At 53.2% G+C, this 16,530-nt stretch carries 18 protein-coding genes; 6 read left to right on the forward strand and 12 right to left on the reverse strand.

Annotated features, from left to right (window positions below; genetic code table 11):
* Nucleotides 1-69: 69 nt before the first annotated feature.
* The 10 genes from TY09_RS07535 to TY09_RS07575 all read right to left on the reverse strand — a co-directional run bounded on the left by TY09_RS07535 (nt 70) and on the right by TY09_RS07575 (nt 8,621).
* Nucleotides 70-2,451, reverse strand: coding sequence for an endonuclease MutS2 (locus TY09_RS07535; RefSeq protein WP_411918403.1), 2,382 nt, complete (start codon nt 2,449-2,451; stop codon nt 70-72).
* A 23-nt stretch (nt 2,452-2,474) separates the two neighbouring features.
* Nucleotides 2,475-3,011, reverse strand: a complete 537-nt coding sequence (locus TY09_RS07540) for a GNAT family N-acetyltransferase (protein WP_042432701.1) — start codon at nt 3,009-3,011, stop codon at nt 2,475-2,477.
* Nucleotides 3,012-3,029: 18 nt separating this feature from the next.
* The gene (recO, locus tag TY09_RS07545) at nt 3,030-3,788 is read right to left on the reverse strand and encodes a DNA repair protein RecO (RefSeq protein ID WP_009060028.1); all 759 of its coding nucleotides are present in this window, start codon (nt 3,786-3,788) and stop codon (nt 3,030-3,032) included.
* Nucleotides 3,739-3,915, reverse strand: a complete 177-nt coding sequence (locus tag TY09_RS18295) for a YqzL family protein (RefSeq protein ID WP_009060006.1) — start codon at nt 3,913-3,915, stop codon at nt 3,739-3,741. The genes recO and TY09_RS18295 overlap by 50 nt, the downstream gene beginning before the upstream one ends.
* Before the next feature lie 116 nt (nt 3,916-4,031).
* The gene (era, locus tag TY09_RS07550) at nt 4,032-4,967 is read right to left on the reverse strand and encodes a GTPase Era (RefSeq protein ID WP_081759622.1); all 936 of its coding nucleotides are present in this window, start codon (nt 4,965-4,967) and stop codon (nt 4,032-4,034) included.
* A 113-nt stretch (nt 4,968-5,080) separates the two neighbouring features.
* Nucleotides 5,081-5,596 carry a diacylglycerol kinase family protein gene (locus TY09_RS07555; RefSeq protein WP_009060058.1) on the reverse strand — a complete coding sequence of 172 codons (516 nt, stop codon included), beginning with the start codon at nt 5,594-5,596 and terminating at the stop codon, nt 5,081-5,083.
* On the reverse strand, nt 5,586-6,095 hold the full coding sequence (ybeY, locus tag TY09_RS07560) for an rRNA maturation RNase YbeY (protein WP_009059959.1): 510 nt from the start codon (nt 6,093-6,095) through the stop codon (nt 5,586-5,588). The genes TY09_RS07555 and ybeY overlap by 11 nt, the downstream gene beginning before the upstream one ends.
* 2 nt (nt 6,096-6,097) lie before the next feature.
* Entirely contained in the window at nt 6,098-7,057 is a 960-nt protein-coding gene (locus tag TY09_RS07565) for a PhoH family protein (protein WP_009060002.1), read from the reverse strand.
* A gap of 106 nt (nt 7,058-7,163) precedes the next feature.
* Nucleotides 7,164-8,354 carry a sporulation protein YqfD gene (locus TY09_RS07570; protein ID WP_042432705.1) on the reverse strand — a complete coding sequence of 397 codons (1,191 nt, stop codon included), beginning with the start codon at nt 8,352-8,354 and terminating at the stop codon, nt 7,164-7,166.
* Between the two features lie 9 nt (nt 8,355-8,363).
* Nucleotides 8,364-8,621, reverse strand: a complete 258-nt coding sequence (locus TY09_RS07575; RefSeq protein ID WP_009059974.1) for a YabP/YqfC family sporulation protein — start codon at nt 8,619-8,621, stop codon at nt 8,364-8,366.
* Nucleotides 8,622-8,825: 204 nt separating this feature from the next.
* Between TY09_RS07575 and TY09_RS07580 the strand changes: the two genes are divergently transcribed.
* Together TY09_RS07580 and TY09_RS07585 are read left to right on the forward strand one after the other, a co-directional pair.
* Complete coding sequence (locus TY09_RS07580; RefSeq protein WP_042432708.1) at nt 8,826-9,947, forward strand: nucleoside recognition domain-containing protein; 1,122 nt, start codon at nt 8,826-8,828, stop codon at nt 9,945-9,947.
* 968 nt (nt 9,948-10,915) lie between these two features.
* Complete coding sequence (locus TY09_RS07585) at nt 10,916-11,134, forward strand: hypothetical protein (RefSeq protein WP_035316787.1); 219 nt, start codon at nt 10,916-10,918, stop codon at nt 11,132-11,134.
* A gap of 54 nt (nt 11,135-11,188) precedes the next feature.
* On the opposite strand, the gene TY09_RS07590 is transcribed toward TY09_RS07585, so the two are convergent.
* Both TY09_RS07590 and TY09_RS07595 read right to left on the reverse strand, forming a co-directional pair.
* Nucleotides 11,189-11,644, reverse strand: coding sequence for a phage holin family protein (locus TY09_RS07590; protein ID WP_042432711.1), 456 nt, complete (start codon nt 11,642-11,644; stop codon nt 11,189-11,191).
* Between the two features lie 21 nt (nt 11,645-11,665).
* Entirely contained in the window at nt 11,666-12,571 is a 906-nt protein-coding gene (locus TY09_RS07595) for a glycoside hydrolase family 25 protein (RefSeq protein WP_042432715.1), read from the reverse strand.
* Nucleotides 12,572-12,948: 377 nt separating this feature from the next.
* Between TY09_RS07595 and TY09_RS07600 the strand changes: the two genes are divergently transcribed.
* From TY09_RS07600 to TY09_RS07615, 4 genes are all read left to right on the forward strand, one after another.
* Nucleotides 12,949-13,887 carry an AEC family transporter gene (locus TY09_RS07600; RefSeq protein ID WP_042432718.1) on the forward strand — a complete coding sequence of 313 codons (939 nt, stop codon included), beginning with the start codon at nt 12,949-12,951 and terminating at the stop codon, nt 13,885-13,887.
* Nucleotides 13,888-14,086: 199 nt separating this feature from the next.
* Nucleotides 14,087-14,818, forward strand: coding sequence for a TraX family protein (locus tag TY09_RS07605; RefSeq protein ID WP_042432721.1), 732 nt, complete (start codon nt 14,087-14,089; stop codon nt 14,816-14,818).
* Between the two features lie 140 nt (nt 14,819-14,958).
* Nucleotides 14,959-15,627 (forward strand): redox-sensing transcriptional repressor Rex, encoded by a 669-nt coding sequence (locus TY09_RS07610; RefSeq protein WP_009063031.1) that lies wholly within the window; start codon nt 14,959-14,961, stop codon nt 15,625-15,627.
* Nucleotides 15,628-15,838: 211 nt separating this feature from the next.
* Nucleotides 15,839-16,300 carry a GNAT family N-acetyltransferase gene (locus TY09_RS07615; protein ID WP_042432723.1) on the forward strand — a complete coding sequence of 154 codons (462 nt, stop codon included), beginning with the start codon at nt 15,839-15,841 and terminating at the stop codon, nt 16,298-16,300.
* The last annotated feature ends 230 nt before the right edge of the window (nt 16,301-16,530 follow it).

Genomic DNA, 16,530 nt, shown 5'->3' on the forward strand with positions numbered 1-16,530 from the left:
CCTGATTTGCCGGTATGACCCAAGCCTATCGCGCAATGATCCGTTGGCCCAAAGCCGCCTTAGGGCGGCCTATTTCAGTTCTACAATCGTTACGCCGGATTCCCCTTCCCCGAAAACGCCCAAACGGTACGTTCTTACGGAGGGATGGCGGCGCAGATGCTGCTGTACGGCGGTGCGCAGCACACCGGTACCCTTACCGTGAATAATGGTGAGCTGGTGAATACCGGACAGCAGGGCCGAATCGATCGCGCGGTCTACACTCATAACGGCCTCGATCGAATCCTCGCCCCGCACATCCACCTCAGTCATCACCGGCGCGTCGGAGCGTTTTGGCACATTTCTCGTGCCGCTGCGGCGCGCTTTGCGATTCTGGGTTTTCTGCTCGAGCAGGCGAAGATTCTCAACGGGAACCCTTGTCTTAATGATACCAGCCTGCACGAGTACTTTTTTGTCGTCTGGTGCCGGAGTTTCAACAACTGTGCCTTCTTTGTCGATGTCGAAAATCAGCACATCGTCGCCCGCTTTCAGCGGGCGGGGCAGCACATAGGTCTCCGGCTCTTTTCTGCTCACTGGGTCGGAAGCGCTCTCCATGTCTCGCATGCCGGCCTTCATTTTGGCCCGCTGCTCAGCTGTCATGCTCTTTGCGCCCTGGCGCTTCATTTCTTCCAGCTCTTCTAGAAGCGCGTCAGCCTGCGCGCGGGTGCGCGCCACCAGCTGCGCCGCGCGCTCGCGGGCCTGCTCGATCTCTTTCGCGGCCTCGCGTTCCAGCCGCTCGCGGTATTCTCTCGCCTCTTCGCTGATTCTGCGCGCTTCGGCGTTCTGCTCCTGTGCCTGCCGGCGCTCCGCCTCCAATTTCTGGCGGCTTTGCTCCAGATTCTGAACCACATCCTCAAAGCGGCGGTCCTCACCCGAAACCAGCTCGCGGGCGCGGTCGACAATCTCCTGATTCAGACCGAGCCGACTCGAAATGGCGAACGCGTTCGAGCGCCCCGGCACGCCGATCAAAAGACGATACGTGGGACGCAGGGTGGCAACATCGAACTCACAGCTGCCGTTTTCCACGCCTGCCGTTTGCAGGGCATAGGCCTTGAGCTCCGCATAGTGGGTGGTGGCGGCGACCCGCGCGTGCCGTTCGCGCAGCGCCTCCAGAATCGCCATAGCCAGCGCCGCGCCCTCAACGGGGTCGGTGCCGGCGCCGAGCTCGTCAAGCAGGATGAGGCTGCGCTCGTCCGCCTGCTCAATGATCTGTATGATATTCGTCATGTGCGCGGAAAATGTACTGAGCGACTGCTCGATGCTCTGCTCGTCGCCGATGTCGGCCAATACCTGATGGAACACCGATATTTCGCTGTTGTCGCCCACAGGCAGCATCAGGCCGCACATGGCCATCAGCGTTAAAAGGCCCAGCGTTTTCAGAGTGACCGTCTTGCCGCCGGTGTTCGGGCCGGTGATCACCAGCGTGTCGAACGTGGTGCCCAGCTCTATGTTCATCGGCACGACCTGCTTGGAGTCGATCAGCGGGTGCCGCGCCTGATTGAGCAGAATTCTGCCCGTATCGTTCACCTTCGGCATGCTGGCCTTCATTTTGTAGGCAAGCTGCCCCTTGGCGAATATCAGGTCAAGCCCCACGGCCGCGTGGTAGCTTTCGATGATCAGATCGGCAAAGCCGCCCGCTTCTGCGGATAGCTCCGCCAAAATCCGCTCGATCTCGGCGCTTTCGCGCGACTGAAGCACACGGATTTCGTTGTTGGCCTCCACCACACCCATCGGCTCTACAAACACGGTCGCGCCGCTGGAGGAGGTGTCGTGCACCAAGCCGGGGATCTCGCCGCGGCATTCCGCCTTGACGGGCACAACGTAGCGCCCGCCGCGCATCGTCACGATCGGGTCCTGCAGGTATTTCTGGTACGCGGTAGAGCGGATCATTTTATCGAGCTGTTCGCGCACGCGGGAGGACGCCGCGCGGATGCGGCGGCGAATGGAGGCAAGCTCCGGCGAAGCGTTGTCGGCCACCTCTTCCTCCGAAATCACGACCGCGTTGATCTTTTCTTCGAGATACTTGTTGGGGACGACGGATTCAAACCGCCAATCGAGCGTCGTTTTCATGCCCTCGCTCTTGCGGCGCCAGTCCGAAATCGCGCGCATGGTGCGCAGCACTCCCGCGATCCGCAGGAAATCCACCAGGTTCAGCACGCCGCCCGCCTGCGCGCGGCGCAGGGGATTCGCGACGTTTTTCAGTCCGCTGAACGAGGGCGAACCGAATTTCGCCATTAAGACGAACGCGTCGTCCGTCTCCTGCAGTCGGCGGCGCACCTCGTCGGTAGAAACGGCAGGCTCGAGCGCCAGCGCCTGCTCCGAGGCATCCTCGCTGGCGGTCTGTTCCGCCAGAAGCTTTAAAATTTTATCCAGTTCCACAGCGGCGCTGTGCCGCTGAACGTTATATTTTTGCATGGAAGTTCCTTTCTTACTGTTGTTCAAAGCAGCTGTTCTTCCTGCAGCTCCACCGCCAAAGACTTCTCAAAGCAGTGAAACACCCCCTTACGGAGCAGGATTCTGCCGCAAAACTCATAGCCCAGCGACCGGTACAGCCGGATCGCAGGCTCATTTTTGGGGAACGCGTCCAGCCGGATGGCCGCGTAATCCCTTTCGCGAAAATACTCCTCCGCCATCCGGGCAATCTTTTTCCCGCAGCCCTTGCCCTGATGCCCGGCATCGACACAAAGGCGGTGAATGACTCCGACAGGGCCGGTGTGATATTGCCAGTCCACATAGCGGTACTGCGGCTCCTGGTCTTCATTCAGAACGATGGAGGCCGCGAGCCCATCGTCATCCTCCAGTACATATAATTCCCGATTCGCGATATCCTGCATTAAAACATCCTCACTCGGGTAAACATCATCCCACTGGTCAATCCCCTGAAAGCGCATCAGCTCAATGGAACCGAGATACAAATCCAGAAGGCGGGGCAAATCTTCCGGCTCTGCCCTGCGAAAAATCAGCTTGTGATCCATAGTGTTCCTCCCGCCCGGCTAAGGCCGGGTCATCTGATGATAAAAATCAAGTGTGGCAAAACGCCGCTGCACCGTGGAAAGCAGATACTGCTCCGAGGCATCCGCCAGCAGGCGAAGACCGTCGTCCGACAATCGGAACGAAAACAGCTTGTCGAAATCCGCGTAAATCGTGTGGCGAAGCGCAGTCATCACGCCGCGCGGCAGCGGAATGGCCGGTTCCTCCTGCTGGGGCACGGGAGAAAAGCAGTCTCCGCACACGATCCCCCCGCTGCGGGGCAGAAAAAACATGGTATCCGCCTCATAGCAGCCGCAGTCACGGCAGCAGACAAGATCCGGCATGTACCCGGCCAACGCCAGCATGCGCATTTCCACCACAGCCTTCAGCTGCAGGCCTGGCCGCAGCCCCTTTGCCAGAAAATGCAGCGAATTGAGCATCAGACGCAAAAAATCCCCCGCCTCCGCTTCTTCGGGAGCCAGTACGACGGCCAGCTCGCAAAAATATTGGGCAAGGGACAGCCTTTCCATATCCAAGCGCAGATCAAAAAAGGATTCGATCGGCCAGGCGTCGTTAATTATGTACTTATCCCGCCCCTTGTAAACAGAAAGGCGGGAATAGCTAAGCAATTGTGTGGAGGACAATTTTCGGTTCTGCAGGCGTTTCGCCTGCTGTGCAAACGCGCGGATGACTCCCTCGTCGCGGGTCAAAACCGTAACGAGCCGGTCGCTTTCACCCACGCTCTTCTCCATAAGGACTAAGCCCTCGGTATTGATTTGCATACTCTTCCTCCTCGGGCTGCCGACCGGTAGTCTGCTGGTTCATGGCCTGCGTCAGCCTTGCGTAATGCAAATAGGCCTCTACGCTGCCGGTCTGCTGAAAAACATTCCAAGCCTGTTCTCTGTCCACAAAAAACGCCTCCCAAAAAAGAATCCCAAGAAGAGTATTTGCAGTTCGGAGAACAGTATGAAAGGAAAATAAAAGAACGTTCGCCAGCTTTTGACAAATTTTTCGCGTTTTTTGTGTTACTGGAACGAGTTTGAATCGTACCCCAGCGAGCGCAGCAGGTTTTCGCGGTTGCGCCAATCCTCTTTCACCTTCACCCAAAGCTGAAGGTTGATCTTGCAGTCGAAGAAGCGTTCCATGTCTTCTCTGGCATACATGCCGATCTTTTTGAGCATGGAACCGTTCTTGCCGATCAGGATTCCCTTGTGCGTATCGCGCTCGCAGAAGATGATCGCCTGAATATCGGTGATTCCGCTGCCATCCTCGCGCTCCTTCATGCTCTCTACCGCCACGGCGATGCCGTGAGGGATCTCTTTGTCCGTCAGGCGCAGGATTTTCTCGCGCACCATCTCGGCCGCCAGTACGCGCTCCGGCTGATCGGTGAGGGTGTCGTCCGCAAAGAAATGCCCGCCGGGCTGCGCCAGCTTCATCAGCTCCTGCTTGAGCAGTGTCATGCCGTTGCCGTCTTTCGCCGACACCGGAACCACCGCCTCGAAGCCAAACTTCTGCGCGAAAGCGCCGATCTGCGCCATCAGCGGGGATTTATCCCCCAGCATATCGATTTTATTGATCGCGAGAATCGCAGGCAGACCCATCGAACTGAATTTTTCCATCAGCTCGTGATCGGCGGGGCTGATGCGGGTACCCGCTTCCGCAACGAGCAGGCAGGCGTCCACACCCGCAACGGATTCCGTAACGGATTTGACCATATAGTCCCCCAGACGCGTGCGCGGCTTGTGCAGGCCGGGCGTGTCCAAAAACACCAGCTGGGTGTCGCCCTCAGTCAGCACCCCCATAATGCGGGTGCGGGTCGTCTGAGGCTTGCTGCTGACGATCGCGACCTTCTGGCCGAGCAGGCGGTTCAGGATGGAGGATTTTCCCACATTGGGGCGCCCTACGATTGCGATAAACGCGGTTTTTCCGGCAGTTTCCTGCATTTGATTCAATTCCGACAAACGAATGCTCCTTTTTCTATAGCCATGCCGCTTTCAGAAAGCAGCCGTTTTGTTCCCTACCTTTTGATAGGGTGGAAACATCCAGCTTTCAAAGCGCATCGACTATGATCCTATTATTTCTGATTTGATTTTTTATTTTTATTGCGGTGCAGGGTATCGCGAATGCCGACCGGCCCCAGCAGAATATACACCATACCGGCTGCCGTAACGAGTACCAGCGCGCACAGATACAGCGGATTGTATAAAAACAGCCGCACAATCGAAAGCAGTACGACCGGCCGCCAGAACAGACACAGGCCGACCCCCACTGCAAAACCGGCAAACACCAGCACCGCGCCCGCCGCTAGGTCTTTGATGATCCGCACGACCGGGTGAAAGCTGGAAGCCAGCATGTCTGAAATTTCTTCCGCAACGGTGTTGAACAGCTCCGCGCCCATCACCATGGCAAAGGTAATAAACAGCAGCGCATACTGCGTGCGGGTCAATTCAAAAAAGAACGAAAAAGCGAACACATACAACGCCGCCACTGTATGGATCCGCATGTTCCGTTCGTTATTGATACAGTATATCACGCCCCGAAAAGCATATTTCAGGCTTTTCAGAAAGCGCTTTTTTCGTTTACTCTTCATCCTCATCCAGAACGTAGCTGCTGGTACTTGGCAGTCCCAGCTGCGTCATTACCTGCTCCTCTTTTTCGCGCATGCGTACGCGGTCCATTCCGCCCTGCTCGTGGTCGTACCCCAGCAGATGCAGCATGGAATGAGCGCAGAGATACCCCACCTCGCGCTCGAGGCTGTGGCCGTAACGGTCGGCCTGCTCCACCGCCTTTTCCATCGAAAGAACGATGTCGCCCAGAATTTTTGCCCCGGTATCATGATTTTCATCGTACTGCCCGTTTTCGCCCATTGGGAAGCTCAGCACATCCGTGGGAACATCCTTTTCGCGGTACTGATGATTCAGCTCGCGGATCTGCTCGTTATTGACAAAGGTCACGCTGATCTCTGCCGGGTAGGGGAATTTTTCCAGCCGCAGAACCGCGTTGCAGCAGCGGCGGATCAGCATCCGAAGCCCGGTAGGGATTTTCACTTCCTTTTGTTTATTATCAATGATGACTCTGATCTTTTCCATCTCTATCTCCTGCTCTCTTCATTCTTTTCATAAGCCTTGATGATGTCCTGCACCAGACGGTGGCGCACAACATCCTTGTCGCTGAATCTGACCTGCGCAATGTCGTCAATGTTCCTCAAAATACGCATCACGTCCTTCAGACCGGAACGCTTTCCGTCCGGCAGGTCGATCTGGGTCACATCGCCGGTGATGACCATTTTTGAGTTAAAGCCCAGTCGGGTCAGAAACATTTTCATCTGTTCGGGGGAGGTGTTCTGCGCCTCATCCAGAATGATGAAGCTGTCGTCGAGCGTTCTGCCGCGCATATACGCCAGCGGCGCCACTTCAATATTGCCGCGCTCAAGATATTTCTGGTACGTTTCCGCTCCCAGCATATCGAACAGCGCGTCGTACAAAGGGCGCAGATAAGGGTCTACCTTCTGCTGCAGATCGCCGGGCAGAAATCCCAGCTTTTCACCGGCCTCCACTGCGGGCCGGGTCAGGATAATCCGGTTGACCTCCTGAGCGCGGAACGCCGTGACCGCCATGGCCACAGCGAGGTATGTTTTGCCAGTACCGGCAGGCCCCACCCCAATGGTGATGGTGTTTTGCCGGATCTGATTGCAGTAATTCTTCTGCCCAAGGGTTTTGGGTTTTACGGGCTTGCCTTTCGACGTAATGCAGATGCAGTCGCCCGCCAGAGTTTCGATTTTTTCTTCGCTGCCGTCGTTGATCAGCGAGATGCAGTAGCGCACATTCTGTTCGCTGAGCGCTTCCCCTCTGTTGATCAGTGAAAGAAGGCTTTCGATGACGCGAACCGCCTTTCCTACATTTTCAGGTTCGCCGGAAACCTTAATTTCCGCCCCGCGCCCGATGACGCTGACCTGATATTCCTTTTCCACCAGCTTAATATTTTCATCGAAGCTGCCGAAAAGTGCGACGGCCTGCTCCATGCGATCTATATTGATGCGTTGTTCAAACATTCTTTCACCTTTCGCCATCTCTGCATTTCTTGTATATTATAACATGATTCGCACCATCCGTCATCAGAAATACAATAAAAATTCAATAAAATTATTCACAAAATTTTTATGGTTTAAACAGAATTTCTGATTCAAGCGCAATATTTTCCTCGCATTGGCAGTACAATGTCATGCGGTAAACATCCCCTTCCATTTTCCCGGAAAGGTTGGAGGAAAGGATCTTTACATCCTTCCATTCCTGCTGTTTTAATTCCTCTATCTTTGCTCTGGCCTGCTCCTCGGCCTGTGCCTCGGTCAGGGTAATTTCCTCGTTCGTCTGCTCCGACCAGGTTTCGGTATAAAGAGAAATCGGCAGGTCGCCTGTTTTGCCTTTGAGCGTCACGCGCTGCGATTCCTTTTGGTATTCCCCCTGCGGGCGGCCCGTGAGGGACAGCGGCAGCTCCAGACCGAAAATCCGCACGCTGCGGCGAACGATCTGTTTGCCGGTCGGGCGCTGAACGGTCTGCTTCATGGGAATTTCGGCCACAAGGCTTTTCTCGGTTTCTGCAATGACTTTTCCGGAAGAGCGCATCATCCGCGTTCCTCCGGTGGCATCCTCCGCAATGCCGCTGACGAGCAGCTGACCCTTGACGACCGCGTCCCCCACCTTCACCTGCAAAGCGCCGCCGGTTACCTCCAGCTTGATGATCTGCCCGGAAGCGGACGCTTTGAGGTTGCTGATCTTCTCCTGATTCTCCGCTTCGGGATGCTTGATCCGCTCTTCCAGCGCGATTTCGATCATGCAGCCCTGCGTATTGACCGAAAGCCACGAAACATCGGGGAAAGCGATCATCAGCCGGCGCTGCAGCTCCTGGTATTCCAGCCGGCTTTTCAGCGCACCGGGAGAAAGCCCCAGATTTTTCGCCTCCGTGAGGATTTGATCGCTCGGAATGCTGGTATTCCCCGTCACCTGAACGCTCCACACATACATCGAGAATATGTGCAGCGTCACGGCAAATACGACCATCCCCGCCAGAATCCCTTTTCTGGAAGAAATTCTTTTCCACAGGAAGGGCAGTCCATGACGCTTGCCCGATTTCAGACGTACCCCGGCCTTGCGCGCAATCGGGCGCAGCTCTTCGTACCGCCCGACCGCGATGGCCGCGGTGAAAAACTCCTCCGAGCGCCCAATGCGCCAAAGGGCCACGCCCTGCCGGGCGCATAGATTCAGAAAGCGCTCACAAGCACCCTTTCTGCGCGGGCGGATTTGAAAATCCACCCATCCCAGAATCCAGCGCACAAAAGCAATCGACCCCATTGTTACACCTCACGTTATAAATTCCAGGCCAGTCAGGTATCCCTCCACCACAAGGGAGTCCGCCGTCAGGCATTTGATCTTCAGGTTCCGCCCCGTAAACCGGACGCTCATTTTCCCCGCGCGCACCCGTATCGCTTCTTCGCTGTATTCCAAAACGCCGCCGCAGCCTTCTAGAACCGCCTCGCGGTTCCCGCTGATTTCCATGCGGAATCCGCTGAGCAGCGACGGCGGAGGAAGGCTTGGCACGTTCACTTGCTTTTTCTTCACCGCGACACCTCATCCCATGATTTTCTTTCTGTATCATACCAAAACTCCGCGAATCAAAATGGAAGCTCAGGCGTTTCTTTCCTGCCGACGGCCGGGAGAAACACCTGCCCCAATTCCATATTTTTATGGGAGATTACTATAAACTTATGCGATTCGTGATATAAAAATCACCCGGATTCATATACATGATCTGAGGTGAAGTATATGTATTCCGGTAAAATATTTTCCGCGCTGTTCGCCGCCGCCTTTGGAGCGGGGCTTTTGTTTTTGCCTGCCGCGGCTGCGTCGGGCGCCATACGGGGGCTGGAGTACTGCCTGATTATTCTGGTGCCCTCTCTGTTCCCGTTTATGGCGCTTTCCACCTACCTGGTAAAATCGGGGATTTCTGACGCTATGGGTAAGTTTCTTGGCCCTGTAACAAGGGTTTTGTTCCGCCTGCCCGGCTGCACCGCCGCCACCATCCTGATGAGCATGGTAGGCGGATTCCCGGTCGGAGCGCGGGGAATCGCCGCTCTGCACCAACAGGGCAGCATTACCGATCGCCAGGCGGCTCGCATGGCTTCGTTCTGCGTCAATGCGGGGCCGGCGTTTGTCATCAGTGTGGTAGGGGTCGGCCTGCTGGGCAATCCCACCGCCGGGGCCCTTCTGCTCTGCGCCCAGCTGGGAGCCTCCATTTTGCTGGGATTTCTGTTAAAGTTTTCAGAGCCAAAGGAATCGCTTTCCACAGCGCCCGCACAGAAAGCCAAGTACAGCTCTTCGCCGCTGATTGATTCCACAGTGGACGCCGCGAGAGGAACCATGAATCTGTGCGCCTTTGTGATTTTGTTCTCTGTACTGATCGCGCTGCTGCGCGAGATTGGTGCTGCGGCCTTTCTGGCACAATTTCTGCTTCGCCTTGGGATGCCCTCCGCTGTGTGCGGCGCCGCTCTCTCGGTGATTATGGAGGTAACCGGCGGCTGCTTCGACATTGCCGCTCTGGGCGGCAGTGCGATGTTATTTGCCTTCGCCATGGGCTGGGGCGGACTGTGCGTTCATTTTCAGGTGTTGTCTTCCCTGACGAAAATTCCGTTTTCGCGCTCGATGTTTTTTGCCCACCAACTGATCAAAGGAATTTTCTCGGCTATTTTTGCCGTTGTTTTATTCCAGATTTTCCCTCAGGCCGCTCCTGCTTTCGAAAACACCTCCCGTGCCCTGAACGGGGAGCTCTCCGGCACCCCCGCTGCTGCGGCCGCGCTGGTGGTACTGTGCATCGTTCTGCTTTGCTCCGTTGGGGCGGAAAGGCTGGAATTCCGGAAGAAATCATGCTATAATAATTTAAAAGCTTAGCTTTGCTTCCGTGTCAAAGATGCCTTTTTTCATCATTTAGGTATGAAAGAGTAATTTTTTGTGGGTTGCCTTACAGGGGAATTCTGCTGTCACAAGGCTTGCCCCCTTATACCGGATAAACTTTTCCTTTTTTATCTTGGTAGAAAGAGCAGTTTTTTTGCGAGTTCCTTTACTTGAAGATTCTGCTAGCGCAGGCTTGCCCCTCGTGCCGGGGCGGGCACTTACTTTCGCTACGAGGCGAAAGTAAGCAAAGGCCCGCCAAAGGGCACCTTTGGAATCCGTTTTGGGGAATGGTTCTTAACTGTGACACCGAAAGCCATCGGAAAGGCGCTCCAATGAAAATGCCCACTCTCCGAGTTTTATCTAAAAACAAGCTTAGCAATCCCGTCTGTCGGCGGGCATTTTCAGAGCGCTCTCGTCAGCTTGGTGTTTTCTTAGTGCGGCTCTGCTGCATTCTTTGTAGGTGAGAGTTTGCCCTCAGAGTACTCTTTCTCTTACTTTTTGCGGATATTAAAGCTTCCCTTATGTACTCGCTTCACGCGCAAGCCGTGCCTGTGCGTGAAACTCGACCAGAGCGGGAGCCTCTCTCGGATTCCAAAGGCGGCGCCTTTGGTCGCCCTGAGGGAGTTCCAAGGGGGAGAGAATCGAAACTCTCCCCTTTGGCGAATCTTTGCTTCCTTTCTTTTCGCAAAGAAAGGAAGTGCTCGCCCCGGCACGAGGGGCAAGCCCGCGCAAGCGGAATCCACACGCGGGGGCACTCGCTAAAAATCACTTTTTCCCAATCAATACAAAAAAAGAAAAATTTCACCTTGGCATAAGGTCAAACCCTGCGCCAGCAAAAATCTTCGTGGGAAATCCCGCGAAAAATTGTTCTTTTCGCTTATTGTGAAGAACAAAGCTTCAAAAGAATACTTGTTAAAATGTCACAGGCACCAGCATTGGCCTGCCAATCAATGGAGGAATTTGTTTTGTTCGGTCTGAAGAAAAAATTGTTCGGAAGTCAAATTGAAATCAACTGCGATTATTGCAGCCACAATACGGGAACCGAAGAGGAGCCCAAGTGTTCCAAAGGCCTGACGATCAAGGAGGACGGCTCCTGCCGCCGCTTTGCTTATGATCCGCTGATGCGCACCCCGCGCGCGCTGCCCCCCTTGCGGGAATACGATATGGATGATTTTACATTGTAAATGAAAGCGCCTTTCTCCGCAGTAGATGGGAGGAAGGCGCTTTCTGTTGTTCCTTTATTCTTTTGGCTGCGTATCGTCCTGCTGCTCTTCAACGTATTTCTGGATTCCCTGCAGAATCCGTGTTAAAAAGGGTGGAAGCGCAACGCCGGCCGCCTGAATATTTTCCAGGATACTCAGCAGCTCGTTTACCGTCAGCCAGACAGCGACCAGAGAGGCCACCGCAAAGCGGACCGGAACAGGTTCCAATCCGGTCTGACTGCCCGCATACATCAGCAGGTAATCAATTGCGACCCCTACGCCCACCAGAGCCCACATGAGGATCTTTTTAATGATCCCCCGGATGCTTCGGTAGGAGCTGACCGCTTCTTTTCGGTAAATAGAAGCCATAATCCCTGTAATATAGTCGGCCAGACTGGAAAGGACCAAAAGATAAACGGGAACCGCGAGGATTCCAAGCCGGGCGGAAAGCACCGCAAACATGGCAGCCAGACCGGCTTTGATTTTGTCCATATTTTCGCCCCCAGACACCGCTTACAAAACATTGAAATTGCAGTTGGCGGTTTCTTCCTTTGATCGTACCTGAATGTGCGCGTGGCGCACCGGCGGCTTCAGTGCCGTAACATCGATCAGCCACCCGCGCCCTTTTGCATCCAGACGCGGCTCCGAAGCCTGGATGACATCCCGGCCCGTTACAGTTACTTCCGGTTTTTCTTTGCATCTGGCCAGAACAGTGTAAATTTCACCCGGGGACATATCCTTGCTTCTGGTATCAAGAGAAAGAGGGGAATCTGTCTGTACCGGAGGTGCGGTCGCCGGAAAATTATTAAAGCCTCCCCTGCGTATGATTTCGGGATAATCCTTAAAGGAAAGGTTTAAATCAACATCTCCCGTTCCATTTTTTACACCGGGTACACGCCCCGTATTGCTGTGCTGCCAAATAGATGCGGGGAATTCATTTGACATTTGCGTATGATATTGAGCCAGCCACAGATCAAACTGTTTGATTCGGCTCCAGTCCAGATGATTTCGCAAAACGTTCAGATTTGCGTAGACTGCCACGTAATACCCGGCCTGCTGCACTTGATTACACCAGGCCATTACAATATCCGTCAGTTGATCTCGCGGAAGTCTCAGAATAGTATCCTGTTCCACATCCAAAGCCACAGGGTATTCCATTTTGCAGCCCCGGACCACGTTGAGAAAAAACACGGCTTCTTTTGCCGCTTCTTCTGTTGTAACGGCATGCAGCCAGTGATAGACGCCGGTATGCAGCCCGGCCACCGCGGCCTTTGTCAGGTTTTCACTCATGCTTTGATCTGCCAGTGTGTGTCCTTCGCTGGATTTTATCATGGCAAAGTCGTACCCGGCTTCTTTTACAAGCAGCCAGTCAACCTTACCTGTCCCATTGTAGACATCGATTCCTTTTCTGGTAGACATGATAACGCTCCTTTCCCTACCATAAGATGCAAAAAAGGGGAAACTTGCTCTTGTTTATGCAAGCAATCCCCCACTTATTTATATTTTGATTGCAGAATTCTTCGTTCGCTCTCCCTTTGGGAAAATCAGATGGTTTTTATGGATTTGTCCGAACGCAGAAGTTTCCACGGCAGATATTGCATGATATTTTTTTGCCATAGGCCCCGTTAGGTATAGCCATTTGTTATAAAATATACTATAATTGAAAAAATTGCATTGATTACTTCCGCCGAATACAGAGGGCAAATCGCCGCGCTGATGACAGTTCCGGTAAAAACCACTGAAGAAAGTATTTGTTTTCCCCGCGCCCTTGTTCTGGAAAGGATACAACGACCTGAATGGATAATTTAATCTTATCTGCAGAGGTAATCGCTCCTCTTTGCACTTTAATGGCTCTTGGCTACTTTGTAAAAATGAAAAAAATGATCGGCGACCAAACGGTAGACCAGCTGAATAATCTGGTTTTCCGTATTTTTCTGCCGACCATGCTGTTTTACAATATCTATCAAACACACCTGAACGGTATGGTGCGTCCGCGTCTGATGCTTTACGGCTTTATCGCGATGTTGTGCATGTATTTTTTATCGATCCTGATCGTTCTGCTGACGCTGAAGGATAACCGCCAGCGGGGCGCTGTGGCGCAGGCTTCGTTCCGCAGCAACTTCGTTATTTTCGGCCTGCCGGTCACCGCTTCGCTGTTCGGCCCGGAGAAAGCCGGAATCACGGCTCTTTTGATCTCTTTGATCGTGCCGATGTACAATTTTCTCTCTGTGATTCTGCTGGAAGTGTTCCGCGGCCAGAAAATCCAGATTGGTTCGATCGCAAAAAAGATCGTTACAAATCCGCTCATCATCGGCGCGGTATTGGGTCTGAGCTGCCTGTTTTTCGGTATCTGCCTGCCGGGCGTGGCAGAGGAAATCGTCGGCGATATTGCCGGTTCGGCTACTCCTCTGGCTTTGATCGGTCTGGGCGCTTCCTTCTCATTCGCCGACACTCGGGTTTACCGCAAGCCGCTGATAATCGGTGTATTCAACAGACTGATTCTCGCCCCCCTGCTTTTTCTTTCCGTCGCCGTTGCGTTGGGCTTCCGCAATGAAGAGCTGGCGGCACTGACGGGTATGCTGGGTGCTCCCGCGGCGGTATCCTCTTACACGATGGCGCAGCAGATGGGCTCTGACGGCAAGCTCGCGGGTCAGCTGGTGGTTTACACCTCGATCTGTTCCATTGTGACCATGTTTCTTTTGATTTTTGGTCTCAAGCAGCTTGGAGTGATGTAATATTCTCAGTTTTTTCCAATTTTGGGCGCAGACGTATAAATATCGTCTAATTGAACGATAAAAATTTATCGATCTCGCGTTTGATTCTTTGAAAGGCATTGACAAGCTTTTCGTTTTACTTCATAATAAGTTTCACTTGTTTTTAGTTTCTCTGCACGAACAGAGACCCTCATCCCAACAGAAGGGAAAGACAAGCCGATTGAAAAAGAACGCTTATCGTGGTTTTACCGCGCATTCCCTGAAGCTGATTGCAGCCGCCGCCATGCTGGCGGACCATTTTGCATGGCTGTTTCTGGGAACCTATAGTGCGCCCGGCCAGCTTCTCCACGTGATCGGGCGAACCACAATTCCAATCATGTGCTTTTTCATCGCGCAGGGATATTACCAGACCCGCAGCCGTACCAGATATGCGGCGAGGCTGGCTGTCTTCGCGGTGATTTCTCAGATACCCTATCACTATTTTATGACGGGAAACCTGAATGTCCTGTCTGCCCCTGTTCGCCTGAACGTGCTGTTCACACTCCTGTTCGCTCTTCTCTCTCTTTCGATTCTGGACAGGATGCGGTATCAGCCTTTCTGGTGGCTGGGCTTGATGCTTCTGATGCTGCTGGCTTCCTTTGGCGACTGGTCGGTCTTTGCGGTGATCTTTACGATGATCTTCGCAGCAAACCGGCTTGATCCAAAGCGTCAGATGCTTCTGTTCACGGGAGCTGCCGCGGCCACGGCCGGTTTTTTGGCCTGGAGCAATTCCCTGCTCAGCGACGCGCCGCCGTGGGGCGGATTCTTCCAGTTCGGGCTTCTTCTGGCTGTTCCCCTGCTGCTCTGCTACAATGGGCAGCGCGGCACTTCCCCTGCGGGCAAATGGTTTTTCTACGTGTTTTACCCCTTGCACCTGATTGTTTTGACAGTGATTCATCAATTTGTTATCTAAGTGTACTAATCTTTCATAAAACGGGCGAAAAAAGAGCTTTCTCCCCCGCCGTTGGCGGGGGAGAAACTGAAAGTTTCTTTCTACTGTTTTGTGGGCAATTTGTATCAAAGGAATACTTAAAATTATTGGAGGTGGACTGAATGTCTAAACGGGAAAACGTTTCCATGTCCGTGATCCGGCGGCTCCCGCGTTATTACCGCTTTCTAACGCATCTGAAAAAAATGGGGATGACCCGTATCTCTTCCAAAGAGCTGTCTGAGAAAATGGGTCTGACCGCTTCTCAAATCCGCCAGGATTTGAACTGCTTCGGCGGATTCGGACAGCAGGGCTACGGCTACATTGTCGATCAGCTGCAGCGGGAAATCGGGGGAATTCTCGGGCTTTCGAACTCTTACAAGGCCATTTTGATCGGTGCCGGCAACCTGGGACAGGCTCTGGCGCTACATATGGCCTTTACCACGCAGGGATTCCAGCTGGTGGGAATCTTCGACAACTCGCCATCAAAAATCGGCACCGAGATCAACGGCATTACGGTAACCGACACACAGCGCCTGAAAGAATTCTGCGAGGCGGAGCAGCCGGCCATGGCGATCCTCTGCATCCCGCGGGAAAGCGCCGAAAAGCTCTCCGAGCAGCTGTACAGCCTCGGCATCCGCAGCTTCTGGAACTTCAGTCATTTTGATATTTCGATGAAGTACCCGGACGCCGTAGTGGAAAACGTCCATTTGAACGACAGCCTGATGACGCTGTGCTACCGCATTTCCGACCATCAGGAAGAAAAAGACGCTTCGGATGATACTGCTGTTTAAGAATAAGGCGGAATAAAGAAATCAGGGTGAACAGCTTCGGCCGTTCACCTTTCTTTTTTAGCTTGGAACTTAAGGGCGTATCCCCCGCCCCCATATTTTCATGCAAATCACATGGCAACCGGCCAAAGAAATCAGCATCTGCTTTACGAGGACGTCCCGCCGTATTAAAATATTGATACATATCGATATTGTTGAAAGAGAGATGGCCGTTATGATAACAAAAAACATACTGCCCGGCGAAGTATATCGGTTAGCGGAATGTTTAGAAGCTCTTGCAGAATACCACAATCGGGTTTCCGCCCATCATTCGGGATTCTACCCGGGGCGCCCTATCGAGGATACGCTGGAGCTGTTTCGGGAAGCTCTGAACAGCAAAACGTCGATGATCTCTGCGATAGAAGAATCAGGCAGAATCGTTGGATTTTGTAAGATCGATATACACGGAGAAAAAGGAAAGCTTGATTACCTGATTGTCAAAGAGGAATACCGCGGCAGGGGCTATGGGGCGCTGCTGATGGATTGGGCAATGAAAACCTTTCGTGAATGCGGCGCAAAGCATGTGGAAGTAAAAATAATTGATGGGAATGCCGTGGCGCAGAGATTATATGAAAAGTATGGTTTTGTTATGAACGCGCATATTTTATGGCGCATTCTTTCAGACGATCAATCATAATGATATTTTGCGCGGTTATGAGATGAATACGAACAAAGAATAATGGGATACAGATCGCTTCGTCGCTCTTGCTGCAATTTCCTTTTGAAACCTGCTCCTGACACGGCGTTTCTCTTTTTGCAGAGCAAATCGAAACGCAGATAATTTTTTATATAAAAACAGCATCCTTTCTTTGCCTGATAATGGTCGAAGAAAGGATGCTGTTTTTCTATATCGTTTTTTGACAATGG

It is taken from the genome of Faecalispora jeddahensis (assembly GCF_000577335.1).
In the GTDB taxonomy this organism is placed as follows: domain Bacteria; phylum Bacillota; class Clostridia; order Oscillospirales; family Acutalibacteraceae; genus Faecalispora; species Faecalispora jeddahensis.